This window comes from Azospirillum tabaci (assembly GCF_014596085.1).
Classification (GTDB): domain Bacteria; phylum Pseudomonadota; class Alphaproteobacteria; order Azospirillales; family Azospirillaceae; genus Azospirillum; species Azospirillum tabaci.
The window spans coordinates 1-20,546 of sequence record NZ_JACCJY010000015.1 but is presented as its reverse complement, the minus strand read 5'-3'; the positions used below and the strand labels follow the sequence as shown (position 1 = coordinate 20,546).

18 protein-coding genes are annotated in these 20,546 nt (G+C 69.3%); 11 read left to right on the top strand and 7 right to left on the bottom strand.

Annotated elements, in window-relative coordinates; all coding sequences use genetic code 11:
- Nucleotides 1-20 precede the first annotated feature (20 nt).
- A complete protein-coding gene (gene cysS / locus H0B54_RS14715; RefSeq protein ID WP_188260952.1) occupies nucleotides 21-1,394 on the bottom strand; it encodes a cysteine--tRNA ligase in 1,374 nt (457 codons plus the stop codon).
- Nucleotides 1,395-1,578: 184 nt separating this feature from the next.
- Nucleotides 1,579-2,937, bottom strand: a complete 1,359-nt coding sequence (gene gltX, locus H0B54_RS14710) for a glutamate--tRNA ligase (protein WP_188260951.1) — start codon at nucleotides 2,935-2,937, stop codon at nucleotides 1,579-1,581.
- Nucleotides 2,938-3,198: 261 nt separating this feature from the next.
- Here gltX and ipdC point away from each other — a divergent pair, with 261 nt between their 5' ends.
- From ipdC to H0B54_RS14690, 4 genes are all read left to right on the top strand, one after another.
- The gene (gene ipdC, locus H0B54_RS14705; protein WP_188260950.1) at nucleotides 3,199-4,836 is read left to right on the top strand and encodes an indolepyruvate/phenylpyruvate decarboxylase; all 1,638 of its coding nucleotides are present in this window, start codon (nucleotides 3,199-3,201) and stop codon (nucleotides 4,834-4,836) included.
- A 95-nt stretch (nucleotides 4,837-4,931) separates the two neighbouring features.
- Complete coding sequence (gene elbB / locus H0B54_RS14700; protein WP_188260949.1) at nucleotides 4,932-5,600, top strand: isoprenoid biosynthesis glyoxalase ElbB; 669 nt, start codon at nucleotides 4,932-4,934, stop codon at nucleotides 5,598-5,600.
- A 142-nt stretch (nucleotides 5,601-5,742) separates the two neighbouring features.
- A complete protein-coding gene (locus H0B54_RS14695) occupies nucleotides 5,743-6,312 on the top strand; it encodes a hypothetical protein (RefSeq protein ID WP_094303149.1) in 570 nt (189 codons plus the stop codon).
- Between the two features lie 157 nt (nucleotides 6,313-6,469).
- Entirely contained in the window at nucleotides 6,470-6,706 is a 237-nt protein-coding gene (locus tag H0B54_RS14690; protein WP_146205863.1) for a hypothetical protein, read from the top strand.
- A 78-nt stretch (nucleotides 6,707-6,784) separates the two neighbouring features.
- Here H0B54_RS14690 and H0B54_RS29790 read toward each other — a convergent pair whose 3' ends face one another.
- From H0B54_RS29790 to H0B54_RS14675, 3 genes are all read right to left on the bottom strand, one after another.
- Nucleotides 6,785-9,529 (bottom strand): NahK/ErcS family hybrid sensor histidine kinase/response regulator, encoded by a 2,745-nt coding sequence (locus tag H0B54_RS29790; protein WP_188260948.1) that lies wholly within the window; start codon nucleotides 9,527-9,529, stop codon nucleotides 6,785-6,787.
- Complete coding sequence (gene nosP / locus H0B54_RS14680; protein ID WP_343068945.1) at nucleotides 9,526-10,695, bottom strand: nitric oxide-sensing protein NosP; 1,170 nt, start codon at nucleotides 10,693-10,695, stop codon at nucleotides 9,526-9,528. The genes H0B54_RS29790 and nosP overlap by 4 nt, the downstream gene beginning before the upstream one ends.
- Nucleotides 10,696-10,952: 257 nt before the next feature.
- The gene (locus H0B54_RS14675) at nucleotides 10,953-12,161 is read right to left on the bottom strand and encodes an acyltransferase family protein (RefSeq protein WP_188260946.1); all 1,209 of its coding nucleotides are present in this window, start codon (nucleotides 12,159-12,161) and stop codon (nucleotides 10,953-10,955) included.
- Between the two features lie 300 nt (nucleotides 12,162-12,461).
- Between H0B54_RS14675 and H0B54_RS14670 the strand changes: the two genes are divergently transcribed.
- Entirely contained in the window at nucleotides 12,462-12,926 is a 465-nt protein-coding gene (locus H0B54_RS14670) for a preQ0 transporter (RefSeq protein WP_188260945.1), read from the top strand.
- 114 nt (nucleotides 12,927-13,040) lie between these two features.
- Here the strand turns inward: H0B54_RS14670 and H0B54_RS14665 are convergent, their stop codons facing one another.
- Both H0B54_RS14665 and H0B54_RS14660 read right to left on the bottom strand, forming a co-directional pair.
- Nucleotides 13,041-14,897 (bottom strand): CHASE domain-containing protein, encoded by a 1,857-nt coding sequence (locus H0B54_RS14665; protein ID WP_188260944.1) that lies wholly within the window; start codon nucleotides 14,895-14,897, stop codon nucleotides 13,041-13,043.
- A gap of 14 nt (nucleotides 14,898-14,911) precedes the next feature.
- Entirely contained in the window at nucleotides 14,912-15,325 is a 414-nt protein-coding gene (locus H0B54_RS14660; protein WP_188260943.1) for a response regulator, read from the bottom strand.
- 327 nt (nucleotides 15,326-15,652) lie between these two features.
- Between H0B54_RS14660 and cimA the strand changes: the two genes are divergently transcribed.
- The 6 genes from cimA to rpsD all read left to right on the top strand — a co-directional run bounded on the left by cimA (nucleotide 15,653) and on the right by rpsD (nucleotide 20,442).
- Complete coding sequence (gene cimA, locus H0B54_RS14655) at nucleotides 15,653-17,257, top strand: citramalate synthase (RefSeq protein WP_188260942.1); 1,605 nt, start codon at nucleotides 15,653-15,655, stop codon at nucleotides 17,255-17,257.
- Between the two features lie 16 nt (nucleotides 17,258-17,273).
- Nucleotides 17,274-18,044: an RNA methyltransferase gene (locus H0B54_RS14650; RefSeq protein WP_188260941.1), complete on the top strand. Its 771-nt coding sequence runs from the start codon at nucleotides 17,274-17,276 to the stop codon at nucleotides 18,042-18,044.
- Nucleotides 18,045-18,117: 73 nt separating this feature from the next.
- Complete coding sequence (locus H0B54_RS14645; RefSeq protein ID WP_246472540.1) at nucleotides 18,118-18,810, top strand: PAS domain-containing transcriptional regulator; 693 nt, start codon at nucleotides 18,118-18,120, stop codon at nucleotides 18,808-18,810.
- A gap of 156 nt (nucleotides 18,811-18,966) precedes the next feature.
- Nucleotides 18,967-19,179 (top strand): hypothetical protein, encoded by a 213-nt coding sequence (locus H0B54_RS14640; RefSeq protein ID WP_145625007.1) that lies wholly within the window; start codon nucleotides 18,967-18,969, stop codon nucleotides 19,177-19,179.
- Nucleotides 19,180-19,346: 167 nt separating this feature from the next.
- On the top strand, nucleotides 19,347-19,643 hold the full coding sequence (cowN, locus tag H0B54_RS14635) for a N(2)-fixation sustaining protein CowN (RefSeq protein WP_094303160.1): 297 nt from the start codon (nucleotides 19,347-19,349) through the stop codon (nucleotides 19,641-19,643).
- A 184-nt stretch (nucleotides 19,644-19,827) separates the two neighbouring features.
- Nucleotides 19,828-20,442 (top strand): 30S ribosomal protein S4, encoded by a 615-nt coding sequence (gene rpsD, locus H0B54_RS14630; protein WP_149468641.1) that lies wholly within the window; start codon nucleotides 19,828-19,830, stop codon nucleotides 20,440-20,442.
- Nucleotides 20,443-20,546: the final 104 nt, after the last annotated feature.

Here is a 20,546-nt window from a genome sequence, read left to right as displayed (position 1 = left end):
AAAGAACGCCGGCGCGGCGTTCAGGCGCGCTTCCAGGTCGTGCCCTGCGGGCCGTCCTCCAGGACGATGCCGAGGTCGGCCAACTCCTTGCGGATGCGGTCGGCCTCCGCGTAGTTCTTGGCCTTGCGGGCGGCCAGACGGTCGTCGATGCGCTGCTGGATGTCCGCGTCGGACAGGGCGGCGGCCCCCTTCGGCGCCCAGCGGAACCACGCTTCCGGGTCCTGCTGGAGCAGGCCCAGCGCCTCGCCGGCGGCGCGCAGCGCGCCCTTGGCGGCGGCCTTTCCGGCGTCTCCCGTCGCTTTGTTCACCGCCGAGGCCAGCTCGTGCAGGTGGGAGATGGCGAGCGGGCTGTTGAGGTCGTCCTCCAGCGCGGCCAACACGTCGAAGGGCAGCTCGGCGTCCGCCGGAGCCGGGTCGCCGCGCAGCGCTTGGTACCAGCGGTCGAGCGTCGCCTTGGACTGCTTCAGCCCCTCGCGGGTGAAGTCCAGCGGCTGGCGGTAATGGGCGCTCATCAGCGTCAGGCGGATAGCCTCGCCGGGGAACTCGTCCAACAGCTCGTGCACGGTGAAGAAGTTGCCCAGCGACTTGGACATCTTCTCGCCCTCGACGGTCACGAAGCCGTTGTGGACCCAGTAGCGGGCCAGCGGCTCGCCGTCGTGGGCGCAGCGGCTCTGGGCGATCTCGTTCTCATGGTGTGGGAAGATCAGGTCCAGCCCGCCGCCATGGATGTCGAAGGTGACGCCCAGATGCTCCTTGGCCATGGCCGAGCATTCGATGTGCCAGCCCGGCCGCCCCCGGCCCCACGGGCTGTCCCAACCCGGCTGGTCGTCGGCGCTCGGCTTCCACAGCACGAAGTCGGAGGAGTCGCGCTTGTAGGGGGCGACCTCCACACGGGCGCCGGCGATCAGTTCATCCAGCGAGCGGCGGGAGAGCTGCCCGTACTCCGCCATCGACGGCACGGAGAACAACACGTGCCCTTCCGCGGCATAGGCGTGGCCGCGCTCGATCAGCAGCCCGATCAGCGCGACCATGTGCGAGATGTGGTGCGTGGCGCGCGGCTCGATGGTCGGGCGCAGCGCGTTCAGCGCGTCCATGTCGGCGTGGTAGAGGTCCGCGGTGCGCTTGGTCAGCGCCTCGATCGGCTCCCCGCTGTCGCGCGAGCGGTCGATGATCTTGTCGTCCACATCGGTGATGTTGCGGACGTAGGTGACCGCCGGGTACAGCCGCCGCAGCAGCCGGAACAGAAGGTCGAACACCACCACCGGGCGGGCATTGCCGATGTGCGCGGTGTCGTAGACCGTGGGTCCACACACATACATGCCCACCCGGTCCGGAGTCATCGGCTCGAAGCGTTCCTTGCGGCGGGTCAGCGTGTTGTAGAGGTCCAGCGGCACGGCGCCCTATCTCCTGTATGGGGTCTTCCAAATCCCCCTCTCCCCTCCGGGGAGAGGGTCGGGGTGAGGGGAAACGCCGGCCCCTTGCAGGGCTTTTCCGGCGCGGAGTTCACTCCGGCCTTTCGGCCGCCCCCTCATCCTAACCTTCTCCCCAGGGGGGAGAAGGGACTTGGGAGAATTGATTCTAGGCCGTCTCTCCCGCGAGGCGCTTTTGCGCGCGGGTTCGGCCGATCAGGGGTAGCAGGTTCTTCAATTCCGGTCCATGGTCCCGCCCGGTGAGGGCGCGGCGCAGGGGGAGGAACAAATCCTTGCCCTTCCGACCCGTCTTCGCCTTCACCGCACCCGTCCAGGTGCCCCAGGTGGAGAGGTCCCACGGCTCCTCCGGCAGCAGGGCCGCCGCCTCGGCCAGGAAGGCGGGGTCGTCCGCCGCCGGGGCGACCGGGGCGTGGGTCACCGCCCACCAGTCGCGGGCCTCGGCGACGCGCGACAGGTTGGGGCGCACCGCCTCCCAGAAGGCGGCGTCGGCATCATCCAGACCCAGCGCGGCCAACTCCCCGGCGACCCGCTCGAAGGGCAGCAGGTGGAGGATGCGGGCATTCAGCCGCAGCAGCTCCTCCGGGTCGAACTTCGGGGTGGCGCGGGACACCTTGGCGATGTCGAACTCGGCCACCAGTTCGTCCAGCGTCAGCCGCGGCTCGATGGCGTCGGAGGTGCCGAGCTTGGCGAGCAGGCTGGCCAGCGCCATCGGCTCGATCCCCTCCTCCTCACGCAAGGACGCCACCGACAGGCTGCCCAGCCGCTTGGACAGGCCCTGTCCCGTCGCGTCGGTCAGCAGCGGCAGGTGGGCGAAGACCGGGACGGCCCCGCCACCCTCGATATGCGTGAGCGCCTCGAAGATCTGGATCTGCACCGCCGTGTTGGCGACGTGGTCCTCGCCCCGGATGACGTGGGTGATGGCGAGGTCGACGTCGTCCACCACGCTGGTCAGGGTGTAGAGCGGTCGCCCGTCCTCGCGGATCAGCACGGGATCGCTGAGCGCGGAGCCTTCGAAATGCACCGGCCCGCGCACGAGGTCGGTCCATTCGACCGGCGTGTGCTCCAGCTTGAAGCGCCAGTGCGGCTTGCGCCCCTCCGCTTCGAGGCGGGTGCGGTCGGCGTCGGTCAGGCGCAGCGCCGCGCGATCGTAGATCGGCGGACGGCCCTGCGAGACGAGGCTGGCGCGCTTGAGGTTCAGCTCCTCCGGCGTTTCGTAGCAGGGGTAGAGCCGCCCGGCCGCCTTCAGTGCCGCCGCCACCTCGTCATAGCGGCCATAGCGGTCGCTCTCCCGCGCGAAGCGGTCCCAGGTCAGGCCGAGCCAGGTCAGGTCCCGCTCGATCCCCTCCGCGTATTCCGGCTTGGAGCGCTCCTCGTCCGTGTCGTCGAGGCGCAGCAGGAAATTGCCGCCCGCCTTGCGCGCGAACAGCCAGTTGACGAGCGCGAGGCGCACATTGCCGACGTGGAGGAGACCGGTCGGGCTGGGGGCGAAGCGGACGGCGACGGACATGCGGGCATCATTCGAAAGTCGGGACAGGTCGGCAGTCGTAGCACGCCGCGCGCCGCTCCGAAAGACGCCCATCGGGCGCCAAGGGGACACCGCGGGGCCTATCGCCTTCGGCGCCCGATCCTTCTCCCACCCCTCCACAATTTCCGGCGCGAATGGATTGTTTCGAATGAAACAATTCTTGCGCGGAGCGGTGCCGGAGGCGATGCTGTCCCCCTGTGCGGGTTTTCGGCCCGCGAAACCAATTGGAACGGGAGAGCGGCCATGAAGCTGGCCGAAGCCCTGCTGCGCGCGCTGAAGGATCGCGGCGCACAGGCCATGTTCGGGATTCCGGGCGATTTCGCCTTGCCCTTCTTCAAGGTGGCGGAGGAGACGCAAATCCTGCCGCTCCACACACTGAGCCACGAGCCGGCGGTGGGCTTCGCGGCGGACGCGGCGGCGCGCTACAGTTCGACGCTGGGGGTGGCGGCGGTCACCTACGGCGCGGGCGCCTTCAACATGGTGAACGCGGTGGCCGGCGCCTACGCCGAGAAGTCGCCGGTCGTCGTCATCTCCGGCGCGCCGGGCACGACGGAGGGCAACGCCGGCCTGCTGCTGCACCACCAGGGCCGCACGCTGGACACGCAGTTCCAGGTGTTCAAGGAGATCACCGTCGCCCAGGCGCGGCTGGACGACCCGGCCAAGGCCCCGGCGGAGATCGCCCGCGTGCTGGGGGCCGCCCGCGCCCTGTCGCGCCCGGTCTATCTGGAAATCCCCCGCAACATGGTCAACGCCGAGGTCGAGCCGGTGGGCAACGACCCGGCCTGGCCGGTGGACCGCGACGCGCTCGCCGCCTGCGCGGACGAGGTGCTGGCGGCGATGCGCTCGGCCAAGTCGCCGGTGCTGATGGTCTGCGTCGAGGTTCGGCGCTACGGGCTGGAGGCCAAGGTGGCGGAACTGGCGCAGCGGCTGGGCGTGCCGGTGGTGACCACCTTCATGGGGCGCGGCCTGCTGGCCGACGCGCCGACCCCGCCGCTCGGCACCTACATCGGCGTCGCCGGCGACGCGGAGATCACCCGGCTGGTCGAGGACTCGGACGGGCTGTTCCTGCTCGGCGCGATCCTCAGCGACACCAACTTCGCGGTGTCCCAGCGCAAGATCGACCTGCGCAAGACCATCCACGCCTTCGACCGGGCGGTGACGCTGGGCTATCACACCTACGCCGACATCCCGCTGGACGGGCTGGTGGACGCCCTGCTGGAGCGGCTGCCGCCGTCCGACCGGACGACCCGCGGCAAGGAGCCCCACGCCTACCCCACCGGCCTTCAGGCGGACGGCGAGCCGATCGCCCCGATGGACATCGCCCGCGCCGTCAACGACCGTGTCCGCGCCGGGCAGGAACCGCTGCTGATCGCGGCGGACATGGGCGACTGCCTGTTCACCGCCATGGACATGATCGACGCCGGGCTGATGGCGCCGGGCTATTACGCGGGCATGGGCTTCGGCGTGCCGGCGGGCATCGGGGCGCAGTGCGTGTCGGGCGGCAAGCGCATTCTGACGGTGGTCGGCGACGGCGCCTTCCAGATGACCGGGTGGGAGCTTGGCAACTGCCGACGGCTGGGCATCGACCCCATCGTGATCCTGTTCAACAACGCCAGTTGGGAGATGCTGCGCACCTTCCAGCCCGAATCGGCCTTCAACGACCTGGACGACTGGCGCTTCGCCGACATGGCGGCGGGCATGGGCGGCGATGGCGTCCGCGTGCGCACGCGGGCGGAGCTGAAGGCGGCGCTGGACAAGGCCTTCGCCACGCGCGGGCGTTTCCAGCTGATCGAGGCGATGATCCCCCGCGGCGTGCTGTCCGACACGCTGGCCCGCTTCGTCCAGGGGCAGAAGCGCCTGCACGCCGCGCCCCGGGAGTAAGGACGGGGGAGTAGGCGTGAGCGCGGCCGTGGGGTAGGGTTCCCGGCAACCCTTCCCCCGCGGGGCGGGACATCGGAACCAAGGAGGACTCACCCATGGCGGACACGCCGTTGCGGATCGCGGTCGTGCTCTCGGGCTGCGGCGTCTATGACGGGGCGGAGATTCACGAGGCGGTGTGCACCCTGCTGGCGATCAGCCGCGCCGGGGCGGAGGCCGTGTGCTTCGCCCCCAACGTCCCGCAGGCCCATGTCGTCAACCACCTCACCGGCGAGGAGGCGGCGGAGACCCGCAACGTGCTGGCCGAGTCCGCCCGCATCGCCCGCGGCAAGGTCGCCGACCTCGCGACTTTCGACGCCGCCGCGGTGGACGCGCTGATCTTCCCCGGCGGCTTCGGGGCGGCGAAGAACCTGTGCGATTTCGCCTCCAAGGGGCCGGACTGCACGGTCAACCCGGACGTCGAGACGGCCGTGCGCGCCATGCGCGACGCCGGCAAGCCCATCGGCGCCCTGTGCATCGCCCCGGCCATCCTGGCGAAGCTGTTCGGCGCGGAGGGGGTGGAACTCACCATCGGCTCCGACGCCGGCACCGCTGCGGCGCTGGAAAGCCTGGGGGCCAGGCACAGCGTCACCGGACACGGCGAGATCGTGACCGACCGGCGTCTGAAGGTCGTGACCTCGCCCTGCTACATGCTGGACGCCAGCCTCGCGCAGATCGCCGAGGGTGCCGAGAACACCGTCCGCGCCCTGATCGGGCTGGCCCGCTAAGCTCTTGTTGCGCTTGCGCTAAGGCCAAGGTGCCGAAGCGGGATACCTCCTTCGGCACCGCCGCGATGCAACAATTCGTTAACCATAAAAGCCCACCCTGTCCCTGCTTTCGGGCGAAATTGATTCAGGGACGAGGACGGCGATGACCTGCATTGTTGGCTTGGTGGACGGCGATCGTGTGTGGATGGGCGGTGACAGCGCGGGCGTGAACGGCCTGGACATCACCGTGCGCGCGGACACCAAGGTGTTTCGCAACGCCGACATGCTGATCGGCTTCACCAGCAGCTTCCGCATGGGCCAGCTTCTGCATTACCGGCTGGAGCCGCCGCACCGCGACCCCGAGGCCGACGTCTTCCGCTATATGGTCGTCGATTTCGTGGACGCTGTGCGCGGCTGCCTGAAGGACGGCGGCTACGCCCACCGCTCCAACGACGTGGAGACCGGCGGCACCTTCATGGTGGGCTATGAGGGGCGCCTCTTCTCCGTCCAGTCCGACTATCAGGTGGGCGAGGCGGTGCGCGGCTATCACGCCATCGGCTGCGGGTCCGACTACGCGCTGGGCTCGCTCGCCTCGACGGCCGGTCTGCCGGCGGAGGAGCGGGTACTGAAGGCGCTGGAATGCGCCGAGCTGTTCAGCGGCGGCGTGCGCGCGCCCTTCACCATCCAGTCGATGGTCCGCCGCCCGCATCTGGCGCTGACCGAAGCGGCGTAAAGCCACAATAAAAATCAGGACTTCCCGCGCCGTTTTCGCCATCCGGCAAGACGGCGCGAAGTCGTGCCCGCACCGCGGCAAACTGTGCTATAGGGACGGCGCTCCGTCCGCCAGAGATGGAGAAGAAAAAGACCATAAATACAGTGGGTGCTAGAGAATGGTGGACCAAACTGTTGGCGACGCGGATCGTTTGATTGGCGAAGAGTCGCGCGATGTTTCGGGCCGGGTGCATGGCCTGCCGGCTTACTGCAATTCGCCTTACTTCGTGTTTCCGGCGCTGATCCTTCTGCTGATCATGCCGCTGTCGATCATTTTCCACCCGTCCTGGATCGTTCCGCTGGCCGAGCTGTACGCGGTCGGCATGATGGTGACGATCATCCGCCTGACGCGCTGAGTCCCTGGCTCTTCCCCCACCCCGGCCCTTCGCTCCCGCTTCCCAGGGAGCGGCCGGGGTGGAAGCCCATCGCGTCCCTTACGCCAGCAGGCCCGTCATCACCGCGCGGAGCTGGGCCGGCCGCACCGGCTTGTTCAGCACATGGCAGCCCCTGGCCTGCGCCTCCTCCACCACTTCGGCGGTGCGGTTGGCGGTGATGAGGACCGACGGCAGGTCCGCCCCGCAGCGCTCGCGCACCCGCGCGATCTCGGTGAAGCCGATCACCCCGTCGTCCAGGTGATAGTCCGCGAACAGAACGTCCGGCGCCACCGCCCCCAGCCCGGCCAGCGCCTCGTCGCCCGACGCCGCGGTGGCGACGCTGCACCCCCAGCCTTCGAGCAACGCGCGCATCCCGGCCAGCACCGCCGGCTCGTTGTCGATCACCAGCACCCGCGTGCCGGCCAGCCGGTTCGAGGCGGTCTGCACCGGCGCCTCCAGCGCGCGCACCGGGCGGGCGTAGCGCCCGAAGGGCACCGTCACCGCGAAGACCGAGCCCCGCCCCGGCTGCGACCGCACGGTGATCGGATGGTCGAGCATCCGCGCCACCCGCTCCACGATGGCGAGGCCGAGGCCCATGCCGCGCACCCGCTCGTTGGCGCAGGGCGTGTCGAGGCGGCGGAATTCCTGGAAGATCTCGCTCAGCTTGTCGGCGGGCACGCCGGGGCCGGTGTCCCACACCTCGATCCGCAAGCCCTCGGGCGTCCGCCGGCAGCCGACCAGCACGCGCCCGGCTCCGCCCTCGGCCCCTCGTTTCGCCGCCCTCTTTGCCTGGGTGTAGCGCAGGGCGTTGGACAGGAAGTTCTGCAGGATCCGGCGCAGCAGCCGGATGTCGCTGCGCACCACGGCGTGGCTGGGAACGACGCAGAGGTCCAGCCCGCGCTCCTTCGCCACCGCCGCGTATTCGGTGGCCAGCGCGCCGAACAGGCTCTTGATCGGGAAATCGGCGATCTCCGGCCGCACCGCCCCGGCGTCCAGCTTGGAGATGTCCAGCAGCGCCGACAGCAGGTCCTCGACCGAGGCCAGGGCGACGTCGATGTTGTCGACCAGCCCGCGGTTCGGCTCCGGCTGCTCCAGGTCGCCCAGCGCCGAGACGAACAGCCGCGCCGCGTTCAGCGGTTGCAGCAGGTCGTGGCTGGCCGCCGCCAGGAAGCGCGTCTTGGATAGGTTGGCCTGCTCCGCCTCCGCCTTGGCCAGCCGCAGCGCCTCCTCCGCGGCGATGCGCTCGGCAATCTCCTGCTGGAGCTGGCCGTTGAGCCGGGTCAGCTCGGCGGTGCGCTCGACGACGCGGCGCTCCAGGCTGTCCTTGGCGTCGGCCAGGGCCTCCGCCGCCATGCGCCGCTCGGTGATGTCGTGGATCAGGCCGAAATAGCCCAGCACTTCCGGCTTGCCGCTGCCCCGCCGCTCGCCGAAATGCGGGATGTAGGTGGCGACGGCGTAGCGCGGGGCGCCGTTCTCGCCGGGCAGCTCCAGGTCGAAGGTGACCTCCTCGCCGGCCAGCGCCCGCAGCACGTAGGAGCGCCGCACCTCGTAATAGAGGTCGCCCAGCGCCGCCCACATGGGCTGGCCCTCGATCTCCTCGCGCTTGCGGTTGAACCAGCCCTCGTAGGCCTTGTTGACGAAGCGGAAGCGCTGCTCGGCGTCGACATAGGCGATCAGCGCCGGCACCGCGTCGGTGACCAGCCGGATGCGCTCCTCGCTGTCGCGCAGCGCCTGCTCGGCCCGCTTGCGCTCGGTGATGTCGGTGAAGGTCAGGACGAAGCCGCCGCCCGGCATGGGGTTGCGGCTGATCTCCAGCACCGTGTCGTCCAGCCAGGGCTGCTCGACGAGGCAGCTCGGCATCATCAGGGCACTCAGCGACAAGCCGCGGTCGCCGAGTGCGGCGTGGTGCAGCACGAAGTCGGCGAAGCCCGCCCCGCGCTCCGCCACGTTGGCGGGCAGGCGCAGCAGACCGGTGAAGCGCTCGTTCCAGGCGACCAGCCGCTGGTCGCGGTCGTACACCCCGACCCCCTGGGCGATGTTGTCCAGCGTCGCCTGGAGGAGCGCCGACTTCTCGGCCAGCTCGCGTTCGCGGCGGCGGGTCTCATGCTCCTTGATGTCGGTGATGTCGGTGTAGACGCCGACCACCCCGCCGTCGCGGGTCCGCCGCTCGTTGACCTGGACCCAGCGCCCGTCCGCCAGCCGGTAGACGTAGGGGCCCTTCAGCGCCCGGTGCTGGGCCAGCCGCTCCGACAGCCAGCGGTCGGGCCGCGGGTAGGCGTCGGCGATGGTGCGCGAGGAGGCCGCCAGCTCGGCGATCTCCTGGAAGCGGATGCCCGGAACGATGCGGTCGCGGATTTCCGGCCACAGGGCCAAGTACTTGCTGTTGCACAGCACCAGCCGGTCGTCGCTGTCGAAGATGGCGAAGCCCTCGTTGACCGACTCGATGGCCTCCGACAGGCGGCCGCGCATGGTGTCGGCCAACTCCTTGGCGCGGGCCAGCGCGCGGTGGCTGTCCTCCAGCTCGCGCAGGGCGCGCTCCAGCTCCAGAGTGCGCTCGCGCACCTTCTGCTCCAGGACGATGGCGGTCTGGAACAGGGAGAAGGCGCCCCCCTGCACGTCCATCGACCGCTCCACCCGGTCCATCAGCACCTGGTTGATGCGGCGGAGCTTGGCGTTCTCGCGCTCCAGCGCCTCCAGCCGGCTTTGCTCGTCGGTCGAGGACGGGCGGGCGGCGGGCGGCGGGTTGGCGGACGGCTGGTTGGCGGGGGGGCGGGATGGTTCCCGCCAGTCGAAGATGAGCGTCATCGCGCACCTATCGCGACACCGGTGAAGGTCTGGTTGACATGCATGGCGTTGTACTGCTCGCCGTAGGCGCAGAAGCCGATGACGTTGTGCCGCGCCAGCGCCGCCGACATGACGTGCTTGAGCTGCCGCTGCTCCAGCTCCAGCCGGCGCAGGATGCAGTCGCAGCCGAGCACGAGGTCCGGCGGCCCGCCGACTTCCGCCGCCAGCTTGCGCATCATCTCCTCCAGGTTCTCCACCGGGTCGACGCCGCGGGCGACGGTCAGCACGATTCCCTCGTCGATGGCGCAGTAGAAGGTCAGGCTCTCGTCGTCGTTGACCTTCTGGATGGAGCGGACATGGTACTCGCCCCCCACCCGCACGACGACGGGATAGGCGGCGAAGATCAGGGGAGTCAGCGGCTCCCCCTCCAGCCCGACCATGCGGGCGTACTCGCGGCCCGCCGGTTCGGCGTTGATCTCGGTGACGATGCGGCGCTGCGGGTCGGCCCCGGTCACCACCATCTTGGCGTCGGACGCCACGAAATGCTCGGTCCGGAAGACCACGAAGCGGCGTGCGGTGGTGACCAGCATCAGCACGGCGGCGTTGGTGTGGAACCGCCCCTCGTGCAGGACGAAGGTGCGCTCGAAGCGCAGCTCGTCCCCGGCGGAGCCGCCGAACAGCGGAATGTCCATCAGCACGCTGTGCAGCGCGCTGACCACCATCTCCTCCACCCGCGACATGCCGTCGATCATCAGGAAGGCGAAGCTGCCATGGTCGGGGAAGGCATCGGTCCGGGCGGCCAGGGCGATGTCGCGCTGCTCCATCAGGCTGCGCAGGACGCGCGGCGCCTCGGCGATGGAGAAGCGGTCGAGATCATCGATGCGCTGGGTGGCGATGGTGAAGTCGGCGCGCGGGAAACCGATCCCGACCAGCGACCCGGCGGCGTAGCCGAAGGGCGTGATCTCGCCCGCCGTGGTGCAGCCGACCACCGGCACCGGCCCGAACAGCTCGGCCAGGGCCGCCGCCAGCTCCACCCGGTCGTAATGGGCGGAGCAGAAGACCAGCACCATCTCCAACTCCGCGGCGGCGGCGGGGTCCCGCCCGCACAAGCCCTCGAAAAGCTCCCGCGCGGCGGCGCAGGCGTCCTCCGCCATCGAGGCGGCCCGCGGCAGGGACGGGCCGGGCACGGATGGGCTTGGCAAAGAGGCGCCGGGCGGAGCCTCGGAGGGGAGAGCGTCCGAGGCCGGATGACTGGTCACAGTGCGGGTCCCGAAAAGCATCGGCATGGCATCCAACACCCCAAACAGCCACCCGATGCCGGAAGGGCGGTCAGGGAACGTGGGCGGATGACCTATAGGTTACTTCAGCGCCGCCCGCCGGGCAAAGCCGGCGCGGGGGTGTGGGCATGCGACCATGGTCTAAGAACGTTTGGCTTTGCCTGCGCTCAGCCGGTCCGGCGCGCCATCGCCTCGCGGCCGCGCGCCGGGCTGCTTCGCTTCTTCGCTTCGCCCGGCGGGACGCCATTCATCAGGAGGCGCAGCGTCGGCGAACGGCGCACCAGCCCGTGATGGAGCGCCAGCGGCATGAACAGCCCCACCGCGGTGATCGCGGCGAACTCCAGCAGCGGCGGCGCGGTGACGGCCAACAGGGCGAAGCCCAGGGCCATGACCACCAGATGGTGCAGCAGGTAGATCGTGTAGGAGGCCTGCGACAGCGCCCGCACCCGGCGGCTCTCCGCCGAGAAGAAGGACTGCGTCAGGCCGAGGACGAAGCGGAAGGCCGACCAGGCGGCGACGGCGCGCAACGCCTCGTCGAGGAAGCGCACGGGCATGGGCTTCTCCACGCCGACCATGCCGATGTGGATGGCGAAGCAGGCCAGATAGGTCAGCGCCACGCCCCAGCTCGCCTTGGCGTAGCGCCTGGCCCCGCCCGGCCAATGGGCGATCAGCACCCCGACCGTGAAGAAGCCCGCCGAGGTGACGATGCTGACCGCGGTGGAATTGGTCGGCACCAGCGGCGTCACCAGCAGGTCGGAGATGTTGTCGAACCCCAGCACCCCCATCATGACGAGGCTGAGCAGGAGCGGCGGCAGCCAGTCCGGCGGGTCGGCCAGCCAGCGGGCCAGCCCCGGCGCGCGCTCCGCCATCCTCCGGTGCAGCGCGACGAGCGGCGGGTAGGCGAGGCAGAGCGCCAGCACGCTGATGAACAGCTCGACCAGGAACCACAGGTGATAGACGAGCCCGCCGCTCCAGAAGGCAGCCGGGATGGTCTGGGTGACGAACTCGCCGGCGGTCAGGCCGGGGTCGATGGCGCGGCTTTCCATCCATAACTGCGCGACGTTCAGCGTCGCCGCCATGGCGACGAGCGGCACCAGCAGCCGCGAGGCGCGCGAGGTGAGCGTCGCCCGCGGCCCGTGGCGGCGCAGGCTGTGGGTGATCAGCAGGCCGGAGATCAGGAAGAAGGCGGGCATGCGGAAGCTGTGGATGAAATCCGCGAACAGCCCGATCCAGGCGATCCCGTCTGGAGAGTTCATCACCCAGTCGTAGCCCGGCGTGTAGATCAGCGCCGCGTGGTAGGGCACGCCGAGGATCATCAGCAGGCTGCGCGCTGCATCCAGGGAGTGATCCCGTGTGCCGCCCAATCCGTTTGCCACGCCCGCCGCCGCCATCGCCCACACCTTTCGGGTTTTTTTTCGTCTCGCCTCCCCGAACGAACGCGCCAGGGCATCGTCCGGATGCGCTAGACGCGGCGGCGCATTCGGGGAACCGATATGGGGGTAAGTCGTTCCCGCCGGTTGCCCCACCGGTTGCGCCCCGGCCGCACCGGCGCGCGCCGAGGGTTCACGTCAGGGGTTCGAACCTGTTACAAGACCGCTGCGGAGCGCTCGCATTCACGCGGGTGGCGCCGTCGTTCGCGCCCGTATTTCCGCGGGTGGCTTTTGGAGGATTCCATCATGCTCTGGCTCGCCGCCTACATCGGCAGCGTACTCGCCATCAACTACGCCTTCAGCCTGGCGCCGCATCTGGATCTGGTGTGGTCCTGCTGGGCCGGGTTGATCTTCATCCTGCGCGACATGGTCCAGGTCCGCTACGGCCACTGGTCGCTGGCCGCCATGCTGACCGCCACGCTGCTGTCCTTCCTGCTGGCCGACCCCTTCGTCGCGACGGCCAGCGTCACCGCCTTCGCGGTGTCGGAGCTGATCGACTGGGGTGTCTTCACCGTCACCCGCCGCCCGCTGCGCGACCGGCTGTGGATCAGCGCCGCCCTGTCGGTGCCGGTGGACACCGCGCTGTTCTTCGGCATGCTCGGCATCTGGGACCCGGCGGTCTGGGCGGCCAGCCTCGCGTCCAAGCTGGCCGGCGTGTCGGCGGTGTGGGTGCTGATGCGCGCCCGGTCGGCCCGGCCGGCGACGGCCTGATCCGGCCCCGGATTTGGCAATCGCCGACTCGGTGACCCACCGATCCCGCCGCGGGTTTTTCCAGCATTGCCGGAGGTCTGCGGCGTCGGCGATTGCCAAAAGCACCCGAGGGCGTCACGCCGCCGAGGTCGCCGTCTTGGTGGTCCGGGTCTCGCTGGTCTGATGGGGGCTTGGCGCCTCGTCGGGGATCTCGACCAGAAAGATGGCGCCGCGGCCGGGACGCGACAGCACCCGCACCCGGTAGCCGAGCAGCCGGCTGAGCCGCGCCACGGTGGCGAGGCCGAGGCCGAGGCCCTTGCGCCGGTCGCGCTCCGGATTGCCGATCTGGTAGAAGTCCTCGAAGATCAGGTGCAGCCGGTCCTGCGGGATACCGGGGCCGGTGTCCTGCACCTTGATGGAGGTGAAACCGCGCGCCTGCCGGCAGGTCACCCGGATGGTGCCGCTGTGGGTGTATTTCAGCGCGTTGCTCAGCAGGTTGCGGACGATCCGCTCCAGCATCGCCGGGTCGGTCGTCACGCGGGCGCCGCCGCAGGTGACTCGGAAGCCCAGTCCCTTGCCCGCGGCCTCCAGCCGGCCCTCCTCGCAGATGCGCTCCAGGAAGACGGGCAGATCCAGCTCGGCAAGCTGCGGGCTGATCACGCCGGTTTCCAGCGTGGCGATGTCCATCAACGAATTCAGCAGGCGCTGGGTCGCTTCGAACCCATCGCGGGCGGCGTCCACCAGCTTGCGCAGCCGGGGGCTGTCCGCCTGTTCGCCGATCATGTGCAGATAGATGCCCAGCGTCTGGAGCGGCTGGCGCAGGTCGTGGCTGGCGGCGGCGAGGAAGCGCGACTTGGCGGCGTTGGCCTGCTCCGCCTCCGCGCGCGCCAGCGCCAGCGCGTCGTAGCTGCGGCGCAGCTCGGCCATGCGGTCGCGGTCCTGAAGCACGGAATTGACGGTGGCGACCAGAAGCAGCGTGATGATCAGGCCGGCGAACAGCACCGCCCGCGGCGTGGCGCTGGCCACGCTCCCCTCGAAGGCGTGGGTGCCGGACAGAACCAGCGTCCACGGCCGGCCGAACACCTTCACATGGAGAACCTCCTGAAAGGCGGCCTCCCGGGTGGTCGCGGAGTCGAACATCAGCGAGTCCGGCGTGGCGTCCGTCCCGTCATGGACACGGATGTCCAGCAGTTCCGACGCGCCCCCGCCCATGATGCTGCGCATCAGATCGTGCGCACGGAAGGGGCTGTAGACGAAGCCCAGCAGCGACTCGCGCCGGTCGGCGTCGGTGGTCAGGGGCAGGGTCTGGTCGTAGACGGGCACATAGATGAGGAAGCCGGGCTGCACGTCTTGGTCGGTTTCCTGAACCAGCCGCAGCCGGGCGGTGGCTGCGGCGGTGCCGGTGCTGCGGGCGCGCTCCATGGCGGCTTGGCGGGTCGGCTCGGCGTGCATGTCGAAGCCGAAGGCCCGCAGGTTGCGGCTGGCGAAGGGCTCGATGTAGACGATCGGAAAATACTCGGGCCGTTCCCCCTCCGGCGTCACGCGGTAGCTGTAGAAGCCGGCGGCGTGCAGCGACGCCTCGTGCTGCTCCCGGTCGTGGGCCTTCACGCGCTTGGCGTAGCCGATGCCCTGGATGCCGGGATAGCGGTCCTCGACATGGAGGCCGGTGACGTAGGCCCGCCATTCCGTGCGGCTGACCTGCCCGCCGCCGGCGTCCACCATCGCCACGGCGCCCTGGAGCATCTGTTCATAGGTGTCGAGCCGCGCCGTGACGTCACCGGCCAGATCGCTGGCCAGCGCGCGGAAGCGCGCCTCGGCGAGCCGGTGGTTCTGCTCGGTCAGCAGCCACCAGCCGAGGCCGGTCAACAACAGCCCCAGCCCGAAGACCACCCAGCTTTCCCATGAGCGGAACAGCCGCCCGTCGGGAGCGGCGGTGCGCTTGCGCTTCGGCTTGGGTGGCGTGGCGGGCGCCGGCGGTAAGGGAACGTCCATGCCGGTCCGGCCCGTCACGCCGTGCCGGCGGGCTGTTCCCGCAGGACCTTGGTCAGCACCGCCTGGAGATGGGGTGGCAGCACCGGCTTTTGCAGAACGGTCAGCCCACGGGCGCGGGCGTCGCGCAGCCCTTCGGTGGAAGTGTCACCGGTGATGATGACGCCCGGCACCTCGGCCCCTGATTCCGCCCGGATGCGGTCGATGGCCTGGACGCCGGTGCGCCCTTCGCGCAGGCGGTAGTCGGCCAGGATGGCGTGCGGCGTTTCCCCGGCGATGGACAAGCGGTCGACGGCCTCGCCCTCGCTTTCGGCGGTGACGACCCGGTACCCCCACATCTCCAGAAGGAGATTGAGGGCCTGCAGAACCGTCCGCTCGTCGTCGATCACCATGACGAGCTTGTCCTGGTCGTCGTCACCCGCGGAAGTCACTGTGTCCAATCCAATCCGTTCAGAAGGGCCGGTGATTATACAGACCAACAGGCCAGACCAACAGGCGTCCGGCCAGAAAAGAGTACCGCACCCGTGAGATAGGCGCCATGCAGAGGGGCGGCTGTGTAGCACAGACGATGGTTTGTTCGGTCAGTACATTTGTCCTATTACCTCCATTGCGTGCCTATGTCCGGCGCGGCAAAGCCCCGCATTCCTGGCGGATGCGATCAAAAGCATTGAGATGGCGGAGCGCATCGTCCATTCTTCCGGCCCTCCGGGCAGTCCTATGACCTTCCTTCGGGCGACCAATATCTTCGGGCGGCGGCAATGACGGGCGAACGCATCCATCTGTACGACACCACGTTGCGCGACGGGGCGCAGACCCAGGACGTGGATTTCTCCGTCGCCGACAAGATCGCCATCGCCCGCGACCTCGACCGGCTGGGGATTGACTATGTGGAAGGCGGCTGGCCCGGCGCCAACCCGACCGACGACCAATTCTTTGCCGAGGCGCCGGACCTCGCCCGTTCGACCTTCACCGCCTTCGGCATGACCCGCCGTCCGGGCCGCAGCACCGCGAACGACCCGCAGCTCGCCGCCCTGATCCAGTCCAAGGCGCGCGCCGTCTGCATCGTCGGCAAAACCTGGGACTTCCATGTCGACGTGGCGCTGGCGATCCCGCGTGACGAGAACATCGAGCTGATCGCCGACAGCATCGCCGCGTTGAAGGCCGCCAAGGGCGAGGCGCTGTTCGATGCCGAGCATTTCTTCGACGGCTACAAGCGCAACCCCGCCTACGCCGCCGCCTGCATCAAGGCCGCCTATGAGGCGGGGGCGCGCTGGGTCGTGCTGTGCGACACCAACGGCGGCACGCTGCCCCACGAGATCGACGCGATCGTCCGGCAAGTGATCGAGGAGCATGGCATCCCCGGCGAGCGGCTGGGCATCCACTGCCACAACGACACCGAGAACGCCGTCGCCAACTCGCTGGCCGCGGTGCGGGCCGGGGTGCGGATGGTGCAGGGGACGATCAACGGGCTGGGCGAGCGCTGCGGCAACGCCAACCTCGTGTCGCTGATCCCGTCGCTGATGCTGAAGATGGGCTACGACGTCGGCATCAGGCCCGCCGACCTGCCGCTGCTGACCGAGATCAGCCGCAAGTTCGACGAGCGGCTGAACCGCGCGCCGAACCGCCACGCCCCCTACGTCGGCGCCAGCGCCTTCGCCCACAAGGGCGGGCTGCACGTCTCCGCCGTGGAGAAGGACCCGTCCTCCTACGAGCATGTCGAGCCGGAGGCGGTCGGCAACCGCCGCCAGATCGTCATGTCGGACCAGGCGGGCCGCTCCAACGTCATCGCGCGGCTGCGGGAGATGGGCATGGCCGTGGATTCGAAGGACGAGCGGCTGAACCGCCTGCTCGACCTCGTGAAGCAGCGCGACACCGAGGGCTACGCCTACGACACCGCCGAGGCCAGCTTCGAGCTTCTGGTCCGCCGCGAGCTGGGCGAGGTGCCCGACTATTTCACCCTGAAGCGCTTCCACGTGACCGACGAGCGCCGCTACAACGCCAAGGGCGAGCTGGTGGTCGAGTCCGAGGCGGTGGTGCGGGTGAAGATCGGCGGCACGGAGTATCACGAGGTGGCGTCGGGCAACGGCCCGGTGAACGCGCTGGACACGGCGATGCGCAAGGCGCTGGAGCCGCTGTACCCGCTGCTCGACGGGGTGAAGCTGTCCGACTACCGCGTGCGCATCCTGGCGGCCAAGGACGGCACCGGCGCCATGCCGCGCGTGCTGATCCGCTCGCGCAACGGCGACGGGCAGGAATGGTCGACGCTGGGCGTTTCCACCAACATCATCGAGGCGTCGATGGAGGCGCTGGTGGACAGTTACACATTCAAGCTGTTTAAAGGCGGCGCAACACCGCGAAGCTGAGACCAAAGTTCAGATCATGACCTCCGGCAAAGACCCCAACCGGCCCTCCGTCCTGGGCGGCCCGACCATCATCCTCGTGCAGCCCCAGCTCGGCGAGAACATCGGCGCCTGCGCGCGGGCCATGCTCAACTGCGGCCTGACCGAGCTGCGTCTGGTGAAGCCGCGCGACGGCTGGCCGAACGAGAAGGCGGTGGCTGCGGCGTCGGGCGCCGATCTGGTGCTGGACGGGGCGAAGCTCTACGACACGACCGCGGAGGCCGTGGCCGACCTGAACGTGGTCTTCGCCACCACCGTCCGCACCCGCGGGATGATCCAGGAGTTCGTCACCCCGCGTGTCGCCGCGACGGAGCTGCGCGCCCATGTCGACGCCGGGCACAAGACCGGCGTGCTGTTCGGGCCGGAGCGCACCGGTCTGGTCAACGACGACCTGACGCTGGCTTCAACGCTGATCACCGTGCCGCTGAACCCGTCCTTCTCCTCGCTCAATCTGGCGCAGGCGGTGCTGCTGATCGGCTACGAGTGGTTCCAGACCGGCGAGATCCCGCCCGACCGCGTGCTGCACACCGGCCAGACCCGCCCGGCGACCAAGGCGGAGCTTCTGAACTTCTTCGAGCATCTGGAGGGCGACCTCGACCGCACCGGCTTCTTCACGACGCCGGAGAAGCGCCCCTCCATGGTCCGCACCCTGCGCAACGCCCTGGAGCGGATGCAGATGACCGAGCAGGAGGTCCGCACCTTCCACGGCGTCGTCGCTGCGCTGACCGGACGGCGCAAGGGCGAAGCGTAACCTCTTCCCTTAGCTCTTCCCTTCCGGGGCGAATCGCGGCCTATACTGCCCCATGGAATACACCTTGCAGCATATGGACGTTGGCCTCGTCCTGCTCGACGGCGACCGGCGCGTGGTGTCGGTCAACGCCGCCGTGGCGCGGATGCTGGGCCGTGACCGTCCGCTGCTGGGGGCAAGCCTGCACGACCTGCACCCGCCGGGCAGCCGGGCCAAGGTGGAACTGCTGCTGGCCGCGGCGCACGACCCGGACTCCCCGGCGGCGGCCAGTTCCATGATGGTGGCCCTGCCGGGGCGGACCATCGTGGTGAAGGCGACCGCCCTACCGGCGGGCGGCGGGGCCGCGCTGGCCCTGATGCTGTTCGAGGTCAACGGGAAGGCGCTTCCCGAGCCGGTTCCGCCGCCGCCCGCGGACGCGGTGGCCGAACCGGTCACGCCGCTGGTGAAGCTGCCGATCACGACGCGGCAGGGCGTGGTTCTGATCGATCCCGCCGACGCGGTCTATGTGCAGGCCGACGGCCATTACACGCGGGTCCACACGGCGGACGGTGCTTTCTTCTGCTCGCTCTCCCTGTCGGAGTTGGAGGCGCGGCTTGACGGGCGGCAGTTCGTGCGGGCGCACCGCCGCTATCTGGTCAACCTGCGCCACGCCCAGGCCATCGACCGCAGCGACGGGCGGGCCGCCTTCGTCATGGCCGCCCCCGGCGCCCCCCGCGTACCGGTCAGCCGCGGCCGGATCGAGCAGTTGAAGAAGCTGCTGGCTCTCTAGCCTTTCCCCATACGCGCATCAGGGTTGTTCTCGCCGCCCTGTGACTTCCGGCGGCGGTTGATCCGCCTCAATCGTCCGGTGCCGCCGCAGGCGTAGAACAAAGCCATGGCCGGCGCCCGCATCGGGTGGGCGCCACGATGACGAGGAGATACGGCCATGGCTTTCCTGGACGACGACCACGCCTATGTGGACCAACTCGTGGTGGAGTATTACGGCGACCGCCTGACCGGGCTGGCGCCGGAACGTCTCGCCGCTCTGCACGCCCTGTTCGGCGAGGTGATGTGGCATGAGGGGATTGAGGCGCTGACCCCGCAGCGGCTGAACACGCTGCTGGACTTCACCGAGGAAGAGCTGTCACACGCCGCCTGAATGGGGCGCCTGAATGGGCCGCCCGAATGGTAAGAGCGCGAACCGTTCGCGCAGGACTCCCGCCGTTCACGCCGTCCGCCCGCCGTTCGTGCAGCGGGTCTTGTTCCTGGACCCGCCTTCCGCGATGAGAGAGGTCAACACAAGCCTCTTTCGTGGGAAGCACGACCGTGGACGCAACCGACACTCCCGACCGCTACGTCTCCTTCAAGGGCATCGACTGCGAGGGCAACTCCCGCCGCATCATCGAGCGCCTGTACATGCACATCGACGACCCGGCCAAGACCAACGCTTTCTGGGAGCGCTTCCGGGCGAAGCTGGCCGTGGCCGACGACCCGTTGAAGCGTCAGGCGGACGGGCTGTGCCTGCTCTGCGCCAACGTCTATTACATCTCCGATCTGTTCGAGGAACACGAGGACGAGGAAGGGCTGGCCATGCTGCGGCAGTTGGAGGATGAGTGCTGCTGACGCTTCGTGGTCCGACACGACTCTTGGTTTGACCCGACTCATGGTTTGACAAGGCGCGCCGAATCCGTATAGTGCGCGCCTTCACTCCTGGGAAAGCGGGCGTGCCTCTTGTTTGCGCCCCGTCCGCGGCCTGTTCCGCGGAACTACCGGGACAAAACCAACTCGTGTTCCATCGAGGACCAAAATGGCCAAGCGTCAACAGTCCAAGTACAAGATCGACCGCCGCCTCGGCGTAAACCTCTGGGGCCGCGGCAAGTCGCCGATCAACAAGCGTGAGTATGGCCCGGGCCAGCACGGCCAGCGCCGCAAGAAGCCGTCCGACTACGGCCTGCAGCTCATGGCGAAGCAGAAGCTGAAGGGCTATTACGGCAACATCGGCGAGAAGCAGTTCCGCCGCATCTACGCCGAGGCCGTGCGCCGCAAGGGCGACACCGGCGAGAACCTGGTGGGCCTGCTGGAGCGCCGCCTGGACGCGGTGGTCTACCGCATGAAGTTCGCGCCGACCCCGTTCGCCGCGCGCCAGATCATCAACCATGGCCACATCCTGGTCAATGGCCGCCGCCTGAACATCCCGTCGGCCCAGATCAAGGAAGGCGACACCATCGAGGTGCGCGCCAAGTCCAAGCAGATGGCCCTCATCCTCGAGGCCGCCGCCTCGGGTGAGCGCGACACCCCGGACTACCTGGAAGTCGACACGGGCGCCCTGAAGGGCCGCTTCGTCCGCGTCCCGCTGCTGGCCGACATTCCGTACCCGGTCCAGATGGAACCGAACCTGGTCGTCGAGTTCTACTCGCGCTGACCGTGCGGCCCAGCCGACACGCGAAAGGGAGCGCCCCCCGGGGCGGCCTTTTTCTTTTTGGGGTGGGGGGGGGGGGGCGGCGGGGGCGGGGTCGGGGGGGGGCC

Bases quoted from the DNA above. Each gene is read 5' to 3' on its own strand.
- cimA (WP_188260942.1), top strand. From the start codon at position 15,653: ATGACGGGCGAACGCATCCATCTGTACGACACCACGTTGCGCGACGGG.
- H0B54_RS14690 (WP_146205863.1), top strand. From the start codon at position 6,470: ATGGTGGACCAAACTGTTGGCGACGCGGATCGTTTGATTGGCGAAGAG.
- H0B54_RS14645 (WP_246472540.1), top strand. From the start codon at position 18,118: ATGGACGTTGGCCTCGTCCTGCTCGACGGCGACCGGCGCGTGGTGTCG.
- H0B54_RS14670 (WP_188260945.1), top strand. From the start codon at position 12,462: ATGCTCTGGCTCGCCGCCTACATCGGCAGCGTACTCGCCATCAACTAC.
- H0B54_RS14650 (WP_188260941.1), top strand. From the start codon at position 17,274: ATGACCTCCGGCAAAGACCCCAACCGGCCCTCCGTCCTGGGCGGCCCG.
- H0B54_RS14640 (WP_145625007.1), top strand. From the start codon at position 18,967: ATGGCTTTCCTGGACGACGACCACGCCTATGTGGACCAACTCGTGGTG.
- H0B54_RS29790 (WP_188260948.1), bottom strand. From the start codon at position 9,529: ATGACGCTCATCTTCGACTGGCGGGAACCATCCCGCCCCCCCGCCAAC.
- rpsD (WP_149468641.1), top strand. From the start codon at position 19,828: ATGGCCAAGCGTCAACAGTCCAAGTACAAGATCGACCGCCGCCTCGGC.
- gltX (WP_188260951.1), bottom strand. From the start codon at position 2,937: ATGTCCGTCGCCGTCCGCTTCGCCCCCAGCCCGACCGGTCTCCTCCAC.
- H0B54_RS14695 (WP_094303149.1), top strand. From the start codon at position 5,743: ATGACCTGCATTGTTGGCTTGGTGGACGGCGATCGTGTGTGGATGGGC.
- ipdC (WP_188260950.1), top strand. From the start codon at position 3,199: ATGAAGCTGGCCGAAGCCCTGCTGCGCGCGCTGAAGGATCGCGGCGCA.
- elbB (WP_188260949.1), top strand. From the start codon at position 4,932: ATGGCGGACACGCCGTTGCGGATCGCGGTCGTGCTCTCGGGCTGCGGC.
- H0B54_RS14665 (WP_188260944.1), bottom strand. From the start codon at position 14,897: ATGGACGTTCCCTTACCGCCGGCGCCCGCCACGCCACCCAAGCCGAAG.